This is a genomic window from Arthrobacter sp. YC-RL1 (assembly GCF_001454985.1).
In the GTDB taxonomy this organism is placed as follows: domain Bacteria; phylum Actinomycetota; class Actinomycetes; order Actinomycetales; family Micrococcaceae; genus Glutamicibacter; species Glutamicibacter soli.
In genome coordinates, this window is record NZ_CP013297.1 from 2,745,479 (window position 1) to 2,763,806 (window position 18,328).

Sequence of the window (18,328 nt, forward strand, 5' to 3'; positions counted from 1 at the left end):
CTTTCGTTACAGATCCCATCCGCCTTCACGTAGGTCCGCGCGGATGGCATCGAGTTCTGCGTCCGACGGTGCCAGCAGCGGCAGTCGGACGACGGTGTTCGGCAGGACACCCTGCCAGTGAAGTCCATATTTTGCGGCGACCGCGCCCTGGATGTGGCTCATGATGCCGCGCTGGATCGGGTCCAGCTCGAAGTGTGTAGCGCGTGCAGTGGCCAGATCCCCGGCATGCATTGCATTAACCAGCGTACGGTATTTGGCGGCCGCGACGTGAGCGGAGACCGAAACCACGCCGACGGCGCCCGCGGCCATGAGCGGCAGGGTCAGCCCGTCGTCGCCCGAGTACACATGCAGGTTGGTCTTGGCCAGCACGGTGGTGGTGGACTGGTAATCAGCCTTGGCGTCCTTCAACGCGATCACCTGCGGGATCTTCGCCAGTTCGATGATCGTCTGCGGGGCCAGCGAGATGCCGGCCCGGCCGGGGATGTCGTAGAGCATGATGGGCAGTTCCACGGCTTCGGCGATCGCCTTCACGTGGGCGATGACACCTGCCTGGCTCGGCTTGTTGTAGTACGGGGTGGTGACCAGGATGCCGTCAACGCCGGTTTCCTTGGCGGCCAGCGACAGTGCGATGGAGTGGCGGGTGTCGTTCGTGGTGGATCCGGCGAGCACCGCGGCGCGGTCTCCGACGGCCGCGACTACTGCGCGGAACAGGCCCACGTTTTCCTCGTCGGTCAGGGTCGAGGTCTCGCCGGTGGTGCCGGTGACGACCAGGCCGTCGCAGCCATCGTCCACGAGCTTGGCGGCCAGCTTGGCGGCCATTTCATAATCGACCTCACCAGCGTCGGTGAAGGGCGTGACCATCGCGGTCAGCACCGTGCCAAAGGGGAACGCCTGATTATCAATTGCACTTGTAGCCATGGGATTAAATCTACACTCGCGCATGTTGCGATGGCATCTTCCGACAATTCCGTGATGCGATAACTCCATGGACCAATCGAGCAAACCGTCACGGCTGCTGGGGGTGGATGCGGCACGTCTTGCCGCCATCCTAGGCATGTTCGCGGCCCACATTTTCAGCCTGTACGAAAGGGGGCCCGAAGGAGCCTACTCCCCTACGTTTACCGGGGCTGTAGCCGCGGGGCGGGCTTCGGTTTTGTTCATGGTTTTGGCCGGAGTTTCGCTGACGCTGCTGACGCGTTCGCTAGCGCGCAGGGGCTTTTCCAACCCCAAGGTTTACTCAGTCCTTGCCCTGAGAGCATCAATTATTGCCGTGCTCGGAATGCTGATTGGACCGTCAAATGAAGGCATTGCGGTCATTTTGGTTCACTATGGCCTACTTTTCCTGTTGCTTCCTCTGGCCCTGAGGCTCTCAAGAACAACAATTTGGGTAGTCTCAGCCCTATGGCTGCTGATCATGCCTATACTGTGGCGGCCCTTGGCGCACGCCTGGGAGGGCCAGACGCTCGGGCACAACCCGACCTTTCTCGACCTGCTCACCCCAGGGCTGCTGCTCAAGGACATCTTGGTCACCGGCTACTACCCGCTGATGGTCTGGGTCGGATTCGGGCTGCTGGGCATCGCGCTGGGGCGCACGTGCCTGGCTTCGCCGGCGACCGCCGCAAAGCTCGCCGCAGGCGGGGCGGCGGCGGCCCTTACGACGCTCGCGCTCGGCTGGGCGGCTACAAGCCGGTTTACCGAGCAGATCGCAGCCGCCGTACGGATCCCCCTGGACGACGTGGGCGCACTGGTGGCCGCCGGCCGTCTACCGCGAGTCAGACTGGATCCGTTGTTGGCGGACCCCTCCTACCTCTGGCTGCCCACCGCGCACAGCACCTCACTGGTCTTCACCCTCCATGCGGCCGCCTGCGCCGTCACGGCGATCGGCCTGATGCAGCTGGTCGTTCCGTTGCTGGGCCTGGTGGGCTGGTTCCTTGCCGGGGCGGGACGGGCCCCGTTGACGCTGTACGCGGGGCATATTCTGGTCCTGCCCCTGATGCAGGACTACCTGCCGCCGATGGCGATCTGGTGGATCCTGTGCGCGGCTACCGCGGCGCTGGGGCTCTGGCTCGGATTCACCAAGTCCACCGGCCCTCTGGAATACGTGGTGCGGGTCCTGAGCGGCGCCGACTCCGAGCCACCCGGCAGGGGCGCTTCGGCCCCGCCGTCCCGCTGAGCCGGTGGCGCCGGCTCCCGACGAACACCCAAAAGATCCCCGCCTTCCTTGGTCGAGGAAGACGGGGACCTGTGCTGTCGTAGGCAATGCGCCGCAGGATTAGACCGCTCCGGTCTTCTGCTCCTGGCGCCAGAAGCCGATGGACGTGCGCATCGAGTTGCGCGCCCGGCGCTTGTCGCCGCAGGCCTCGTAGGCCAGGGCCAGACGGTACCAGGACTTCCAGGACTCCGGGTTTTCCTCCACATCGCGTTGGTGGTTGGGGAAGTCGGCATCCGCGGCTTCACGCACGAACCGTCCCGACGGCATGCGCGGCAGGTCCTCGGGCAGTTCGCCCAGCGTGGCCAGGGTCTTGCCCATGGCTTCGGTGCGCAGTCCGAACAGGACTTCGCGGATCAGGATCCAGACGCCGAACGCGGGAACCACCAGAATGGCGACACCCATGATCTTTGCCGTCAGCGAATCGGTACCCATGAAGCGGAACGCCTGGGTGAATGCCATGCCGATATACAGGGCGAAGAGAATGAGGATTCCGCCGACCCAAAGTTTTGTTTTCACTGGCCCAGCTCCAGGTAACCGTCCAGCCCGTAGGTCAGTCCCGGGCGCGAGGCCACGGTGCGCAAGCCCAGCAGCACGCCTGGCATGAACGAGGCGCGGTCGTAGGAATCATGGCGCAAGGTGAGCTGCTCGCCCGGACCGCCGAGCAGGACTTCCTGGTGGGCGACCAGGCCGCGCAGGCGCACCGAATGCACGTGGATGCCATCCACCTCGGCTCCGCGAGCGCCGTCCAGCTGGGTTTCGGTGGCATCCGGGCTCGGAGCGACGCCTGCGGCCTCGCGGGACTTGGCAATCAGCTCGGCGGTGCGCACGGCGGTGCCGCTGGGTGCGTCGACCTTGTTCGGGTGGTGCAATTCAATGATTTCCACCGATTCGAAGTACTTGGCGGCGGTGGCCGCGAACGCGCTGGCCAGCACGGATCCCAAGGCGAAGTTCGGGGCGATCAGCACGCCGTTCTCGGGGTGCTCGGCCAGGAGCGCTTCGAGCGCAGCGCGGCGCTCGTCGCTCCACCCGGTGGTGCCGACCACCGCATGCAGCCCGTGTTCGATGGCGAAACGCACGTTCTGCTCGGTGGAGGCGGGGACAGACAGATCAACGATGTGGGTGGCTCCGGCATCGATGATCTGCTGGAGGTCGTCCCCTCGCCCCAGGCTCGCTACCAGTTCCATATCTGCTGCGTCGGTGACGGCCTTGACCGCTTCCGAGCCCATACGTCCGGCCGCGCCGAGCACGGCCACCTTGATCTGTGCACTCATGCCTTTAACCCTATCGCCAACAAAGGTGTGCGATGGATTTGCGTGACGCGCAGCTCAACTGGATGCACCGCAGGGCGCTGCCGCTGTGTTTCTGCGGACACTGCGGGCCCGTGCGGTGGGGTTGCTTGGTTTTCCCGCGCAGGCTAGGCCAAGATGAGTGCAGGCACATCACGATCGACAGGCATGGACTCAGTGGGGCAAACAATCAAGCGAATCGGATTCAGCGCGCTTTCGGTGCTGGTATTGGCATGTGGAACTACCGCCTGCGGGGCTGCCAGCGAACCTGACGCCCTGGCCGATGACCAGCAGCAGGCCATCGTCGACCTGGTCCAGGATCACGGCACTGACTTCACCGCGCCGTCGTGCCAGGTCGAGGTCTTCCGCATCGGGGATCCCGCCACCTTCGGCTGGGCAACCTGCACAGAGACGCAGGGCCCGGGCCCCGCGCCCGCCACCCAAGCAGCCTCTTTCCCGTTCAAGATCACCGGGGACACGGTTCAGAAACCCGAAGACGGCGACCGGTACCTCAAAGACGTGCACGAGATGTTTCCCGAGGACCTGTGGTCCGCGCTCGAACAGCGCCACCGCGGAGCCTGAGTGCCGCACAACCCAGCCCCGTCAGTTCTGACACCACGAAAGGCCACCGTGAGGCACGAATACTTCGGAGTACTGCCCGAGTCCCTGAAAACCCGGCTGTCGGTGCGCATGGCGGGACAGGGACCCGATGTGGTATTGATCCACGGGCTCGGCGCGTCCAGCCGGTATTTCACCCCGCTGGCCAACCTGCTCGCCGCCGACCACCGCGTGATCGTTCCTGAACTGCCGGGGCATGGAAAGAACATGGACGACGGCAGACCGGTCACGGTGGCCAGGTTTGCCCACGAGGTAGCCCTGGCGCTGCGCCAGCTCAAGGCCGAGAACGTGGTGCTGGTAGGGCATTCAATGGGAGCCCAGGTGGCCATCGAAATCGCGCGCTCCTGGCCCGGTCTGGTCAAGCACCTGGTTGTCGCCGCACCGGCAGTTAACGACCGGGAGGACACCCTGTTCCGGCAGACCCGGCGCCTGCTGGAGGACTTCCCGAACGAGTTGAATTCGGTCAAGGCAATCCTTGCGGTGGACTACCTGCGCTGCGGCATCCCGTGGTGGGCCAAGAGCTGCCGGGAGATGCTGGATTATCCGACCATCGACCTGCTGGGCACGGTCCGCTGCCCGGTGGATGTCGTGTGCGGCACCAGAGACCCGCTCTCCCCGCCGGAATTCGGGCTGCGGCTCACCGCCAAGGCCCCGGGGTCCCAGCTGACGATCCTGCGCCAGGCCGCGCATGGGTTCAATTTCTCCCATGCGCCGGAGCTGGCAGGAATCATCCGGCGGGCCGGAGCAGCCGGCCATGCAGCTGGGGTCCCCGCGGTTCCGGCCGAAGCTGCCTGACCGCAGGGCCACATCCTCCTACAGGCCCAGCGCCGCCTCGTTTTCGAACGGCCCCACAACGGTGATGACCCGTTCCCGGGCGGCCAGTTCTTGTGCCAGCGCCTGGACCTGCTCGGCAGTCACGGCATGCACGCGGGACAGGGCTTCATCAATGTCCTGGAATTCTCCGGTGATCATTTCCGCGCGCCCCAGTCGGGACATGCGGCTTCCCGGATCTTCCAGCGCCAGCACGGTGCCACCGGCCAGCTGGCCCTTGGCCTGGGACAGTTCCTCGGCAGAGATGCCCTGCTGGGCCAGCCGGTCAAGTTCAGCGCCGAGCAGCCCGATGACCTCGGCGGCCTTGCCGGGAGCGCAGCCGGCGTACATGCCGAAGTAGCCGGCGTCGGTGTACGCCGCGGAGAAGGAATAGGTGGAGTAGGCCAGGCCGCGCTTTTCGCGGATCTCTTGGAACAGCCGCGAACTCATGCCGCCTCCGAGCACGGCGTTGAGCACCGCCAGCACCTGGCGGCGGTCGTCGTGCCCGGTGATGCTGGTGCACCCGATGATGATGTTTGCCTGTTCCACCGGGCGGTTGATGACTTCGAGTCCGGGGATGCTGGTGATTTTTGCCGGCTCCGGGTTGCGGCGCGGCTCGGGCACGGCCAGCGGGTCCAGTTCCCATCCGGCGTCGCTCAGCGCGGTCATCAGCATGGAGCACAGTTCCTCGTGGTCCAGCGAGCCTGCCGCGGTGACGATCAGTTCGCTCGGACGGTAGTGGGCGCGGTAGTGCTCCATCACCGCCTCGCGGGAAATCGCCATGATCTCTTCAGGACTGCCGCCGATGGGGCGGCCCAGCGGGTGGTTGCCCATGACACGGGCGACAAAGTGCTCGTGCGCGACATCCGTGGCGTCATCGGCGTCCATGGCCAGTTCCTCGATAATGACACCGCGTTCCTGCTCCAGCTCATGCGGGTCGATGACGGCCGAGGTGACCATGTCCGCAATGACTTCCATGGCCATCGGCAGGTCGGTGTCCAGGACCCGCGCGTAGTAGCAGGTCGATTCCTTGGCGGTGGCCGCATTGGATTCGCCGCCGACGGCGTCGAAGGACTGGGCGATTTCCAGCGCGCTGCGTTTGGTGGTGCCCTTGAACAGCAGGTGTTCCAGGAAGTGGGTCGAGCCGTAGTGCCCGGCTTCCTCGTCACGCGAACCAACCGGAACCCAGAACCCCACGGTGGTCGAGCGTTGCCCCGGCATGGCTTCGGTCAAGACGCGGACGCCGCCGGGCAGGATGCTGCGGCGAACTTCCGAACCGCCCTCGCCGCGGTGAACCAGCGTGAGGTCCGCGGGGTCGAGAGGCGAAAACTGCTGATCCTCCACCGAATGCAACGGCAACGGAATCATGACCACTGGGTACGTCCTTAGATCGCTCGAAGTCAGCCAGCACCATGCTGGCAATCGTTCATTAATTCTCGCACAGCGGGCGAAAAGTGTTGGCAACTGGCACCGGCCGGCTGGCGGCAGGAAAGTGTGTTCGGTCAAAAACACCGATGGTGCCAGTCGGTTCCGACTGGCACCATCGGTGCATCAATTCAACTTGATTAGTGAGCCCGGCGCTTTCTCGCCAGGACCGCAATGGTTCCCAGCAGGATCAGCACGCCTGCAAGTCCCATCAGTGCCGCTGCAGCGATACCGGTCTGAGCCAAATCTTCGTCCTGTGGCTTGTCCCCGCTGGCGGATGGTGGCATAGGTGAGCGCACCAGCCGGCAGGCCATCACCCAGGTGGCACAGAACCTCTTCGCCGCCGGCGCCGCGCAACGCGTGGTAGTTGCCGGAATGCCGAAGCTGCGCGCCGCCATGCATCTGGATACCGTGTTCACCTTCGCCGACCGCGATGTGGTGACATATTTCCCGGACATCGTTGACGGCATCCACACCTTCTCGCTGCGCCCTGCCGGCAACGGATCGGTGGAGGTCTTCGAGGAGAAGAATCCGTTTGTGGACGTGGTGGCCGATTCGCTGGGCCTGAAGAAGCTGCGCGCCATCAAGCCGGGCGGCGGATGGTATGCCGGCGAGCGCCAGCAGTGGGACTCGGGCAACAACCTGGTAGCGGTGGAGCCCGGCGTGGTGTTCGCCTACGACCGCAACACGCATGTGAATGCGCTGCTGCGCAAGGAAGGCGTGGAAGTCATCACGATTGTCGGAGCAGAACTTGGACGCGGCCGCGGCGGCGGGCACTGCATGACCAATCCGCTCTCGCGCGAGGCCGTGGACTTCTAGCCGGTCCGGAAAACACGCGGATGCCCGGAGCCGCGGCCACGATGCTGGCTGCGGCTCCGGGCATCAACTTTGCGTCCCTGTCTCCTGGTGTTTACGCGGTGTTGCGGCCCCCGCTGAGGTCCAGCACCTGCCCGGTCATGTAGCTGGCTTCGGGCGAGAGCAGCCACAGGGCCAGCGCCGAGAATTCCGGCGGCTCCCCCACGCGTTTCATCGGAACCCGCGCGAGCAGCGCCGCATTGCGTTCGGGGCTGAGGTCTTCGAGCAGCCGGGTATTGAACATCGAAGGAGCGATGCAGTTGATGGTGATCCCGAAGCGAGCGGTTTCCTTGGCCACTGCCTTGGCCAGGGTGATCATCCCTGCCTTGGACACCGCGTAGGCGCTCATGTTCTCGTTGCCTTCGCGCCCGGCAATGGAGGAGAGCATCACGATGCGCCCGTAGTTCGCCTGCTTCATCAGCGGGAGAACCACCTGCAAACCGTAGAAGCAGCCGTCCAGGTTGATTTCAAGGGTCTTCTTCCACCCGGCCACCGGCACATCCTGTACCGCATATTCCGGGCCCTGGATGCCGTGGCAGAACAGTGCCCCGTCCAGCCGGCCGTAGGCCTCGCGAATGCTGTGTGCGGCGGCTTGCCAAGCCTGCGGATCCGCGACGTCCAAATCCAGGGACAGCGCCGCCTGCGGGGTCCGCGGCTTGACGAGGTCGGTGGCCACCACGGTGGCTCCCTCCTTTGCCAGCCGTCGCACCGCGTCGGCGCCCAGTCCTCCGGCCGCCCCGGTGACCAGCACCACCCGCCCGGAAAAGCGCCCCTCCCAGGGAACGAACTGCCCGGGGACGCCAGCGGATGCCTGATCCGTCATTTGCCAGCCTCTACCAATGCCGCTGCGGCCTGCTCCCGGGCCGCATGGGCGCCGGCAATGTGGGCGCCGGCCGCGTAGCCGCGGGTGACGGCCGAGCCCAGGGTCGCGCCCCCGCCCGGGTAGTTGTTGCGGAACACCCCTGCCGAGGCATTGCCCGCCGCATACAGCCCGGTGATCGGTTCGCCGTGGCGATCCAGCACCTGGGAATGCTCGTTGGTAGACAGCCCGCCCGAGGATCCCAGCACGCCGGGATGGATCGGCACCGCGTAGAACGGCCCCCGCTGCAACGGGGCGAGGCACGGGTTGGGCGCATTCGCGGCATCCCCCAGATGCCGGTCCTGCTCGGTGGCGCCACGGCCGAACTCGGGGTCCGCACCCGCCCGGGCGCCGATGTTGAAGCGTTCGACGCTCTCCTGCAGTGCCGCCGCGTCGATGCCCACTTCCCCGGCCAGCTCCCGCAGCGTCGGCGCGCTGTGCATCCAGTCGGGCCGTACCCCGGGCGTGGAACCGGCCACCGGGTACTTTGCGAAATAGTCAGCGTCGAAGACAAGCCAGGCTGGGCTGTTCTGCAGGGCCGAGCTGACCGGGTCGATGTTGCCGAAGACCCGGCACAGATCGTGGTAGTTCAGTGCCTCGTTCACGAACCGCCGGCCGGAGGCGTTGACGGTGATGGATCCCGGAAGGGTCATCTCGACATTCGCCATGCGTCCGGAGGGTTTGCCGTCGTACTCGGCGTCCGGAGCGGCGATCACCGGCACACCCCAGATCGCGGTCATGTCCTTGACCGCGGCGCCGGCGGCCAACGCCAGCTCCAGGCCGCTGCCCTCGTTGGACGGCGCGCTGATCGGGGTCACATCGAATGACAGGTAGGTCTCGCGCAGCCTCGGGTTCCATTCGAATCCGCCCGAGGCGATGACCACGCTGACGGCGCTGACCTGCCGCTTGCCGGCTACTTCGAGGATCCAGCCGTCCTGTTCCCGCCGCAGGCCGGTGACTTCTGCATCCAGCGCCAGCTGCACGCCGCGGTCCAGCGCGCTCGCCGCGAGCGAGCCGACCAGCGCGCCGCCCATGGTGCGCACCCCCGACGCCTTGCGCCGGGCCAGCAGTTCCGGATCCGGGGCGCGGCCGTTGAGCTCGTCGCGTTCGATCATGCTCAGCAGCGGGAAATAGGTGGGTTGGCGCAGCGCATCGGCCAGACCCGGATAGTCCTCGGTGGTGAACGGCAGGTTGTCCAGGCTGCGCCCGCCGGACGCCGCGCCCTGCCATTCCATGTGGTAGTCCGGGCGCCCCAGCGGCACCAGCCGTACCCGGGTATGAGTGTCCAGGAATTCCACCGCCTGCGCGCTGGTGTCCACGAACCAGTCGATCTCCTCCGGGCTCATCACTTGGCCGGCCGCGGCCTTCAGGTAGGCGGCGCCGGCCGCGGCGCTGTCCCGGTAGCCGGCCTGCTTGGCCAGGTGGTTGTTCGGCGCCCAGATGACGCCACCACCGGCCGAGCTGGTGCCGCCGAGCTTGCCGGCCTTCTCCAGCACCAGCACGCTGGCTCCTGACGCGGCGGCCCGGACCGCCGCGGTCAGTCCCGCGGCTCCGGAACCGAGAACCACCAGGTCGTAGCCTGAATCCAGCTCCTGAATGGCGGTCAGCGGGTTGCGAGTCGATTCGGGGGTCGTACTCATCTGGCGGTACTCCTTTCCAGGCGGGCAGGGCCGGCCTGCGGTGGGATGCCTGCTCCAGTGACAGGCAGGTCGATGACGATCTTGCCGACGGCTTGGCTGGAGTCGAGCATGGTTTCAAAGGCCTGGCCCAGCGAGTCGAAGGCGAAGCGGTGGGTAACCAGCCGCGTTGCCTGCTGCTGATGGCGGGCGAGCACGTCGAGCGCGTCGGGGATCAGGTTCAGGCTGTTGCGGCTGCCGCGGATGTCCAGCTCCTTGAAGGGAATATCGCGCAGGGACAGCGAGGCGTGGCGGGTGGAGATGCCCACCTGCACCAGGCGTGCGGTCGGCGCGGCCAGGCGGACAGCGGTTTCGAAGGACGCGGGGACGCCGGTGGCCTCGATGACCAGGGTCGGTCCCGCGGCGGCTCCCCAGGCCTCCCGCGGGATCCCGCCACCGGGTGCGAAGGCTGCCACAGCGCCGAAGTCGCGGGCCAAATCCATGCGTGCCCGGGACAGGTCCGAGGCGATGACCCGGACCCCGCGTTCGGCCAGGAACAGCGTGGCCAGCAGGCCGATGGGGCCGCAACCGAGCACCAGCGCGGTTTCTCCGGGTACCGGGGTGCCCCGGTTGACCGCTTGCATGGCGATGGATCCGGGCTCCCCCAGCGCGCCCAGATGCAGCGGCAGCCCCTGGGGCAGCGGATGCAGCTTGTCCACCGGGACGCTCACGACTTCTGCCAGCGCCCCGTCCTCGTAGCAGCCCAGGCAGGAGATCGATTCGCAGACGTTGTACCGCCCGTCCAGGCACGGCGGGCAGTGGGAGCAGTAGACCATGGGGCTCACCGCCACTTCCAGCCCGGGGACCAGCGGCAGCCCGCTGCGCGGGTCAACGGCGCCGGGATCGATCTGCTCGATGATTCCGGTGAATTCGTGGCCCTGGATGACCGGCAGCTCGGCCGGGTAGTCGTCGTCCCAGATGTGCGCGTCGGTGCCGCACAGGGCCACGTGCCGGACCCGGACCAGAGCGCGGCCGGGCGCCGGGGCCGGAGCGGGGACTTCGCGGTATTCAATGCATCGCTTGGCCGTCGTGGTGGCGGTGAGCATGGTGCTGTCCTTCCGTGGCGGCGGCTCGGGGCCGCCGCCGGGGTTCCTAGAGTTTGTCCTTGCCGAAGAAGACGTCCCAGCGGCGGATCTCGCGCTGCTCGATCAGGCCTTCGCGGGCGAACGGGTCCTGGTCCATCAGCGCCAGCGCCGCCTGCTCGGATTCGGCGCCGATGACCAGCAGCGCGCCGGCGCCGGAGTCCACCGGTCCGCTCACGCGCAGCTCGCCGTTCTCGAAGCGCTGCTGCAGGAATTCGACGTGGGTCGGGCGGACACGGTCCCGTGCGTCGCTGGTGGCCAGCGAGTAGGTGTAGGTGATGGCGTAGAAGTTCATGCTCGATGCTCCTTGTTCGATGGTCGGGTTAGCTGCGGGCGGCGGAACGCGAAGTCGGCTCGCTGGAAGGGTTTTCGGCAGAGGGGTCCGTGGCCAGGTCGCGGCCCACCAGGTAGCCGAAGGTCAGTGCCGGGCCGAGGTTGATGCCGCCGGCCGGGTAGTGGCCGCCCATGACGCTGGCCTGGTCGTTGCCGACGGCGAACAGCCCCGGCAGGGCCTCGCCCTGCTCGTCAAGCACCCGGGCCTTGGCGTCCACATCCAGCCCGGCGAAAGTGCCGAAGCTGCCCGGAACCACCTTGACCGCGTAGAACGGGCCCTTCTGGATCGGGCCGAGGGTCGGGTTGGGGGTGTTCTTGGCATCGCCGCCGTAGCGATTGAACGGGGTTTCGCCGCGGCCGAACTGAGGGTCGATGCCCTTGGCGGCGTTGGCGTTGAAGTCCTCGACGGTCTTTTCAAGCTGCGCCGGGTCGATGCCGCATTTGGCGGCGAGCTCGGCCAGGGTGTCGCCCTTGACCAGGTAGCCGCTGCGCAGGTACGGGGTCAGCGGCACCGGCAGCGGCTTGGCCATGCCCAGCGGGAAGCGGCGCACGTAGCGCGAATCGGCAATCTGCCAGGAGACCACCGGCTGGCCCTCCGGGGTGGCTTCCAGCATGCCGGCGACGTAGTCGTAGTAGCCGTTGGCCTCGTTGACGAAGCGCTTGCCGTTGGGCAGCACGCCGATGCTGCCGGGCTTGGCGCGGTCCATGATGTGCGGGAAGGTCCCGGTGCTTCCGTTGGGGTAGCGGATCAGCGAGACCGGGCACCAGGCCGCCGGGGAGGCGACGTCGGTGTTGAAGCGGGCGCCCACCGCCTGGGCCAGGCGCAGGCCGGCACCGTCGGCTTCCGGCGGGGTCAGCGTCCAGTGTTCCTTGCCCGTCGGGGTCTTGGGGAACAGTTCCCGGCGCAGCTTGGCGTTCTGCGGAAAGCCTCCGGTGGCCAGCACCACGCCGCGCGCTGCGGTGATGGTGTAGCTCGTGGCGCCGCTGCTGACCCTGACCCCGGTGATGCGACCGGTGGAATCGGTGAGCAGTTCGTCCGCGGACGTTGACACGCGGATGTCGACTCCCAGGTCGTCGGCGGACTTCATCAGGCGCCCGGTCAGCGCGGTGCCGTTGACCAGCTGCATATTGCGGCGGTAGACGGCCATGGACAGCATATGGGTGCTCACGCGCTTGGCGGCGTGGATGAGACCCGGGATGCTGCCGGTTGAGGCTGAGAGGAACTTGGAAAGGTCCGGGCCTGCCATGATGCCCATACCCAGGAAGCTGGTGGCGTAGAGCTGGTGGCGCATCTTGGCTCGCAGTTCGCGCGGGATCTTGCGGGCGTCGTAGGGCGCCGGGCCTACCGAGCGGTGGCCGGTGCCGGCGCCCGGGGTGTTGCCGTAGATGTCCTTGATCTGCGCGCCGGGGGTGAACTGCAAGCTGGTGTGGTTGTGGAAGAAGTCCACCATCTGCGGGGCTCCTTCGAGGAAGGCGTCCACGCGGTCGGCGTTGTAGTACTCCCCCAGCCGGTGCTGCAGGTAGGTGCGGAATTCCTCCCGGTCCTCGTCCACGCCATCGGCTTTGGCCAGCGGGTTGCCCGGGGCCCAGGCCCAGCCGCCGGAGTAGGAGGTCGCCCCTCCGCAGACCTTGGCCTTTTCCACCACGATGACCTTCAGTCCGTGGTAGGCGGCGGCCACTGCCGCCGATAGCCCGCCGGCGCCGGAGCCGACGACCACGACATCGGCGGCGGTGTCGGCGGTTGCGCTTCGTAGGGTTGCGGTGCTCATGGAAATCATCCGTTTCTTGGGTGTTCGTGCTTGGTGGTTCGTGTTTGGCGGTTCGGTGGGTGCCGCGGCTTAGACCGCGGCGGTGCGCAGGGTGCGGGCCCGCGCCAGGACCTGTTCCGCCCCGGCCTTGAGTTCTTCGGCCCAGCGGCGGGCGCCGATCCGGGCGACGGTCGAGTCGGAGGGGGTTTCAACACTCAGCGGCGTTCCGGCCGGCAGGGCGGCCACGAACTCTGCCAGCTGCACGGCCCCCTGTCCGGGAACCATGCGTTCGCTGCGCGATTCGAGCACCAGCCCTTCGCGGGTGTCCGGGCGCTGGGCCGGCGCGTCGCACAGCTGCAGCATGGCCACGTGCCGGGCCTGGGCCGCGAGCTGGGCGGGGCTGGCCTGGATGCGGCTCAGGTGCAGGGTGTCGGCGACGATCCGGCATCCGCTGGCCTGAGCCAGCTCGCCGGCCAGTTCAAGGGTGTTCACACTCTGGTAGGAGATGACTTCGAAGGTCGGCACGATGCCGAAGCCCTGGGCGTCCTCGGTCATCAGTCCCAGATTCTCGGTGAGCCGCTGCAGGTTGCCGTCCGAGGCGGCGACGGTCAGCGTCCTGGCCTCCAGCGCCTGCCCGGCGTCGAGCATCTGCAGCCATGCCTCGCGCTGGTTGGCGCCGTCCAGCAGGATGAATTCGATGTCGTGCACCCGTACGCCGGTGTCCCTGACCGCTTTGAGGGTTTTGGCCAGCAGCGGCGAGCCGGGCTGCAAGTTGTAGGGTTTTTCCTCCTCGGTCACCTGGCGTACGCGGGCCCCGACGAAGTCGAAGCCGGTGTCGGCGGCCAGGTAGACAAGTGCTGCCGGGGAGCTGCCCAGCAGCGAAAGCTGGGCCAGTCCGAGTTCCTGGGTGGTGGTGTTCATGCTGGGTCCTTGGTGGTCGAAAGATTCTAGGCGCGGGCGGTGGTGTAGAGCCGGTCGGCGACGGACGGCGGGACGATGGTGCGCTGGTTGGAAGCCGTAGCGAAGTCGACCGGGCGTCCGGTCCGGGCGGATTCGTAGACTGCAAGCAAGATGCGCAGGGACTTCAGCGCTTCGCGGCCGGTGACCGCAGGTTCCAGGTCCTCGCGGACCGCGGCCACGAACTGGGTGATCTGCGCCCGGTGGTGGTCCTTCAGCGCCCCGTTGATCCGGGACAGCTCGACGTTCGCGTCAACGCCAGCCGGGTGCACCGGCCGCGCGGCGATCTTGTGCTCGGATGCCTGCAGGGTCAGCCGGCCGTCGCTGCCTTCGGGGAATTCGCTCAGTTCAGCGCTGGCCCCGTTGGAGCCGGTGATGCGGATCTGCACGCCCAGCGCGGGGTCGGCGCTGGTGCTGGCGAGCACCGTGGCCATGGCTCCGCTGGTGAAGGTGATCAGCGCGGTGGCCGAGTCCTCCACCTCGATGTGCTCGCCGTGCTTGTAGGTGTTGACTTCGCCCTGCACGCGGGCCACATCGCCGAGGTACCACTGCAGCAAGTCCAGGTAGTGGATCGCCTGCGTCATCAGCACCCCGCCGCCGTCCGCAGCCCAGGTGCCGCGCCAGCCGGCGGCCGAATAGTATTCGTGCTCGCGGTGCAGCAGCACCGAGACCTGGCCGAGCACCGGGGTGCCCAGTGCGCCCGAATCGATCTGCGCCCGCAGTTCGGCGGCCGCCGGCCAGAAGCGGCGCTGGAACAGCACCCCGAGCTTCACTCCGGCCTCGGCGCAGGCCTGCACCATTTGTTCGGCCGCCGGCACGTCCACCGCGATGGGTTTCTCGCACAACACGTGCACCCCGGCCGCTGCGGCGGCCAGCACCACCTGCTGGTGGGTGGGGTGCGGGGTGCACACCGAGACGATGTCCAGACCCAGTTCCAGCAATCGCTCTACCGAATCGACGGCGTGCTCCACCGAGTATTCGGCGGCCATCGCTGCGGCCCGGGCCCCGTCCACGTCGCAGAGCGCGGCCACGGTGACCGAGTCCAGGGCTTGGAACGCTTCGAGGTGGTTGGCGCTGATGTTGCCGCAGCCCACGATGCCCACCCGCAGGGAGCGGGGTGCGTCGGTGGTGGCGGTGCGTGGCGGTGTTGGCATGTTGTGGGTCCTTGGATTCGATGTGCTTCGATAGCTGTGCGCCCGGGCCAGGCCGGGCCGCGGCGGTTAAACGGCGGCGAGCAGGTGCTGCAGCGAGCTGCGCATGCGCCGGCGGTCCGGGGCCGTGCATACCAGCAGGGCGAAGGTGTCCGCCGCCTGCTCGACGAGCATCTCGGTGCCTTTCACGGTGGTGCAGCCGTGCGCCGCGGCGTCACGCAGCAGCTTGGTGTCCACCGGGCGGTAGACCACGTCAGCCACCCAGTGGTCTGCGGCCAGCCAGGAGGTGTCGAAGGGCGTGCCGCCGATGCCTTCCATGCCCAGCGGGGTCGCGTTGACCACGCCCTGCGAGGCTGCGATCCAGCCGCGGGCCTGTTTCGGGGTGCCGGTGGACACCTGCTGCCCAGCGCCCAGGGAGGCGGTGAGCAGGTCCTTGAGCTGGGCCAGGCGCCCGGCGTCGGTGTCGATGATCCGCAGGTCCGCCACGCCGAAGTCCAGCAGCGCCGCGCCGACCGCGGAGCCGGCGCCGCCTGCCCCGAAGAGGGTGACGGTGGCGCGCTTCGCGTCGCGGGCCAAGCCCCGGCGCAGCCCGGCTAGGAAGCCGGTGCGGTCGGTGTTGTGCCCGATCAGCCGTCCGTCCTGGAGCACCACGGTGTTCACCGCGCCGATGGTGGCGGCGTCCGGGGCGATCTCGTCCAAATGCGGCATGATGGCCTGCTTGTGCGGGTGGGTGACGTTGAACCCGGTGAAGCCCTGCGCCAGCGACTCGCGCAGCACCTGTCCCAGGTCGACGTCCGTCCGCCCCTCCAGGTCGATGCGCTCGTAGCTGTAGTCGGGCAGGCCCAGCGCGTGGGCCTCGGCCTGGTGCAGGGCCGGGGAGAGCGAGCCGCCCAGGTCGTTGCCGATCAGGCCGATGCGGTGTGCGGTGCGTCGCATGCTACTTCTTCTCCTGCATCTCGCGCAGCGCCTGGACCTGCAGCTTGGTCAGCCCCAGTTCGGCGGTTGGGGTGCGGTAGGTCTCCGGGCCGGTGGCGAAGGCGATGGCGGACAGGGTGGCGAAGCCCATGCACATCCAGGCGACCGGCATCCAGTTGGCGGTGTCGCCGGAGGTCATCAGGGTGCCGATGGCCGGGGTGAAGCCGGAGACCAGCAGGCCCAGCATCAGGCCGATGGCCATGCCCGAGTAGCGCACGCTGGCCGGGAACTGCTCCGGGAAGCCTGCCATGTAGGTCGAGTTCGGGGCCGCATAGAAGACACCGATCAGGATGATCGCTGAGACGAAGATGACCGCGACATTGCCGGTGCTGATGGCATTGAAGAACATGAAGACCATGGCTCCGGCGCCCAGGGCGCCGCCGATGAATACCGGCTTGCGGCCGATCTTGTCGGCCAGCATCCCATAGATCGGCTGGGTGAAGACCGCGGCCAGGTTTGCCGCGGCGATGGCCGCGAGCATGGTGGTGCGTTCGATGCCGTTGTGCTCCACCGCATAGGCCAGGGCGAAGACGTTCACGATGGTGTTGATCATGGCAAAGGTGGAGGAGAGCATCACGCGCACCACCGAGGTCCAGTGGCGGGCGAAGAGCTCCAGGATCGGGACCTTGACGACCTCGTTGTTTTCCTTGGCTTCGGTGAAGGCCTCAGGCTCGTCCAGGTGGCGGCGGATGAAGAAGGCCAGGACGGTCAGCACCACGCTGGCCAGGAACGGGATGCGCCAGCCCCAGCTGAGCATCTGCTCGTCGGGCATGCTGGCGATCGGGATGAAGACCACGGTGGCCAGGACGATGCCGAACATCACGCCGCTCATGGTGAAGGAGGCGAAGAAGGAGCGGCGGCGTTCCGGGGCGTGCTCCATGGACAGCGAAGCGGCGCCCGGCGATTCGCCGCCGGCGGACAGACCCTGGAACAGGCGCAGGACCACCAGCAGGATCGGTGCGAAGATGCCGATCTGCTCATAGGTCGGCAGCAGGCCGATCGCCAAGGTCGAAATGCCCATCAGCAGCAGGCAGGCCATGAGGGTGTTGCGGCGTCCGAAACGGTCTCCCAGGTGCCCCCAGAGCACCGCGCCCAGCGGGCGGGCCACGTAGGCCACGCCCAGGGTGGAGATCGACAGGAGCACCGAGTTGGCACCGCCTTCAGGGAAGAAGACGTGGGAGAAAACCAGGGCGGCGGCGGAGCCGTAGATGAAGAAGTCGTAGTATTCCAGGGCGCTGCCGAGGAAGCCGGACACGGCCGCGCGGCGGGCCTGTGGACGGGCGGGAGCCTGGAGGGCATCCGGGGAAGAAGTTGCAGATCGCATGATGAGTCCTTTCTCCTCTTCGAGAGGAACATCATCTAGTGTGACCCACCTAACTTATTATGTCCACGACCTAATTGCACATTAGCTATGTGTATTAACTACATAATTCTCGTGGGCGACGGAAGCACTTCTTCGCTCAATTCGAGGAATGCGTCGCGGGCCAGCGAGCCGGGGCGCACCGACCAGGCCAGGCCGTGGTTCATGTAGTACTGCTTGCCGTGCAGCGGGACGAAGACGGCGCCCGGAGGCACCACATGGGCGATGCCCTCGGGCATGAACGCGACACCGACCCCTGCCGCCACGAGCATCATGGTCATGTAGGGGTCGGTGATTTCCTGCGACACCGTCGGATAGAACCCAGCGTCGGTGCAGGCGTAAATGGTCGACTGGTAGAGCGCGGACCCCGCGGAGATCGGCGGGGTGATGAATGAGTCGTCGGCGAAGGCGGCGAGCTCGACACCCTCCCGGTCGGCCAGCCGGTGCTCCTGCGGCAGCACCATGCCGAAGGCTTCCTGGGCCAGCAGGCGCGAATTGATGCGTGCGGAATCCACCGGCAGGCCGACGAACGCCAGGTCCAGGGAGCCCGCTTCCAGCTGGTGCACCGCGTCGTGGGTCATCACGCGGCCCACCAGCGTCAGCTCGATGTCGGGGTGGGTGCTGCGCAGCGCGCGGGTCATGGGCGGCAGGGCCAGCTGGTTGAGCACGCCGGTGAAGCCCAGCGAGAGTTTTCCGTAGACCTTCCCCTGCGGCACCTTCACCGCCTGGGCGGCGATGGTCAGCTCCTCCATAACCTGCCGCGCGTGCGGCAGCAGCGCATGGCCGGCGGCGGTCAGCTCCACCGAGCGGGTGCTGCGCACGAACAGCTCGGTGCCCAGCGAGCGCTCCAGCTTGCGGATGGTCTGGCTCAGCGGCGACTGCGCCATGCGCAACCGCAAGGCCGCATTGCCGAAGTGCAGCTCCTCCGCCACCGCGATGAATGCCTCAAGCCACCTGATTTCCATGCCTACCCGCTTTTCC

At 67.2% G+C, this 18,328-nt stretch carries 19 protein-coding genes; 4 read left to right on the forward strand and 15 right to left on the reverse strand.

Features of this window, described 5'->3' with window-relative positions; all coding sequences use genetic code 11:
* Positions 1-6: 6 nt before the first annotated feature.
* Positions 7-918, reverse strand: coding sequence for a 4-hydroxy-tetrahydrodipicolinate synthase (dapA, locus tag ATC04_RS12750; RefSeq protein WP_047121140.1), 912 nt, complete (start codon positions 916-918; stop codon positions 7-9).
* 67 nt (positions 919-985) lie between these two features.
* Here dapA and ATC04_RS12755 point away from each other — a divergent pair, with 67 nt between their 5' ends.
* Positions 986-2,173: a heparan-alpha-glucosaminide N-acetyltransferase domain-containing protein gene (locus ATC04_RS12755; protein WP_052772613.1), complete on the forward strand. Its 1,188-nt coding sequence runs from the start codon at positions 986-988 to the stop codon at positions 2,171-2,173.
* 99 nt (positions 2,174-2,272) lie between these two features.
* Here ATC04_RS12755 and ATC04_RS12760 read toward each other — a convergent pair whose 3' ends face one another.
* Together ATC04_RS12760 and dapB are read right to left on the reverse strand one after the other, a co-directional pair.
* The gene (locus ATC04_RS12760; RefSeq protein WP_047121139.1) at positions 2,273-2,728 is read right to left on the reverse strand and encodes a tetratricopeptide repeat protein; all 456 of its coding nucleotides are present in this window, start codon (positions 2,726-2,728) and stop codon (positions 2,273-2,275) included.
* Entirely contained in the window at positions 2,725-3,483 is a 759-nt protein-coding gene (gene dapB / locus ATC04_RS12765) for a 4-hydroxy-tetrahydrodipicolinate reductase (protein WP_047121138.1), read from the reverse strand. Before dapB ends, ATC04_RS12760 begins: the two co-directional genes overlap by 4 nt.
* A gap of 243 nt (positions 3,484-3,726) precedes the next feature.
* Between dapB and ATC04_RS12770 the strand changes: the two genes are divergently transcribed.
* Together ATC04_RS12770 and ATC04_RS12775 are read left to right on the forward strand one after the other, a co-directional pair.
* On the forward strand, positions 3,727-4,080 hold the full coding sequence (locus ATC04_RS12770; RefSeq protein WP_152666954.1) for a hypothetical protein: 354 nt from the start codon (positions 3,727-3,729) through the stop codon (positions 4,078-4,080).
* Positions 4,081-4,128: 48 nt separating this feature from the next.
* Positions 4,129-4,911 (forward strand): alpha/beta hydrolase, encoded by a 783-nt coding sequence (locus tag ATC04_RS12775; protein WP_052772612.1) that lies wholly within the window; start codon positions 4,129-4,131, stop codon positions 4,909-4,911.
* An 18-nt stretch (positions 4,912-4,929) separates the two neighbouring features.
* Here ATC04_RS12775 and ATC04_RS12780 read toward each other — a convergent pair whose 3' ends face one another.
* Positions 4,930-6,294 carry a pitrilysin family protein gene (locus ATC04_RS12780; protein WP_152666953.1) on the reverse strand — a complete coding sequence of 455 codons (1,365 nt, stop codon included), beginning with the start codon at positions 6,292-6,294 and terminating at the stop codon, positions 4,930-4,932.
* Between the two features lie 197 nt (positions 6,295-6,491).
* Entirely contained in the window at positions 6,492-6,638 is a 147-nt protein-coding gene (locus ATC04_RS20035; RefSeq protein ID WP_286158848.1) for an LPXTG cell wall anchor domain-containing protein, read from the reverse strand.
* A 34-nt stretch (positions 6,639-6,672) separates the two neighbouring features.
* Here ATC04_RS20035 and ATC04_RS12785 point away from each other — a divergent pair, with 34 nt between their 5' ends.
* Positions 6,673-7,170: an arginine deiminase family protein gene (locus tag ATC04_RS12785; RefSeq protein ID WP_353580027.1), complete on the forward strand. Its 498-nt coding sequence runs from the start codon at positions 6,673-6,675 to the stop codon at positions 7,168-7,170.
* 91 nt (positions 7,171-7,261) lie between these two features.
* Here ATC04_RS12785 and ATC04_RS12790 read toward each other — a convergent pair whose 3' ends face one another.
* From ATC04_RS12790 to ATC04_RS12835, 10 genes are all read right to left on the reverse strand, one after another.
* Entirely contained in the window at positions 7,262-8,029 is a 768-nt protein-coding gene (locus ATC04_RS12790) for an SDR family NAD(P)-dependent oxidoreductase (RefSeq protein WP_047121135.1), read from the reverse strand.
* A complete protein-coding gene (locus tag ATC04_RS12795) occupies positions 8,026-9,705 on the reverse strand; it encodes an FAD-dependent oxidoreductase (RefSeq protein WP_047121134.1) in 1,680 nt (559 codons plus the stop codon). Before ATC04_RS12795 ends, ATC04_RS12790 begins: the two co-directional genes overlap by 4 nt.
* On the reverse strand, positions 9,702-10,787 hold the full coding sequence (locus ATC04_RS12800) for an alcohol dehydrogenase catalytic domain-containing protein (RefSeq protein WP_047121133.1): 1,086 nt from the start codon (positions 10,785-10,787) through the stop codon (positions 9,702-9,704). Before ATC04_RS12800 ends, ATC04_RS12795 begins: the two co-directional genes overlap by 4 nt.
* 46 nt (positions 10,788-10,833) lie before the next feature.
* Positions 10,834-11,118, reverse strand: coding sequence for a YciI family protein (locus tag ATC04_RS12805; RefSeq protein WP_047121132.1), 285 nt, complete (start codon positions 11,116-11,118; stop codon positions 10,834-10,836).
* A gap of 28 nt (positions 11,119-11,146) precedes the next feature.
* On the reverse strand, positions 11,147-12,925 hold the full coding sequence (locus ATC04_RS12810) for an FAD-dependent oxidoreductase (protein WP_060617056.1): 1,779 nt from the start codon (positions 12,923-12,925) through the stop codon (positions 11,147-11,149).
* Positions 12,926-12,994: 69 nt separating this feature from the next.
* Entirely contained in the window at positions 12,995-13,825 is an 831-nt protein-coding gene (locus tag ATC04_RS12815; RefSeq protein ID WP_047121130.1) for a TIM barrel protein, read from the reverse strand.
* A 26-nt stretch (positions 13,826-13,851) separates the two neighbouring features.
* On the reverse strand, positions 13,852-15,015 hold the full coding sequence (locus ATC04_RS12820; protein WP_047121129.1) for a Gfo/Idh/MocA family oxidoreductase: 1,164 nt from the start codon (positions 15,013-15,015) through the stop codon (positions 13,852-13,854).
* Positions 15,016-15,081: 66 nt separating this feature from the next.
* Positions 15,082-15,948 (reverse strand): shikimate dehydrogenase, encoded by an 867-nt coding sequence (locus tag ATC04_RS12825; protein WP_047121128.1) that lies wholly within the window; start codon positions 15,946-15,948, stop codon positions 15,082-15,084.
* Between the two features lies 1 nt (position 15,949).
* Positions 15,950-17,311, reverse strand: a complete 1,362-nt coding sequence (locus ATC04_RS12830; protein ID WP_047121127.1) for an MFS transporter — start codon at positions 17,309-17,311, stop codon at positions 15,950-15,952.
* 98 nt (positions 17,312-17,409) lie between these two features.
* Complete coding sequence (locus ATC04_RS12835; RefSeq protein WP_047121126.1) at positions 17,410-18,312, reverse strand: LysR family transcriptional regulator; 903 nt, start codon at positions 18,310-18,312, stop codon at positions 17,410-17,412.
* Positions 18,313-18,328: the final 16 nt, after the last annotated feature.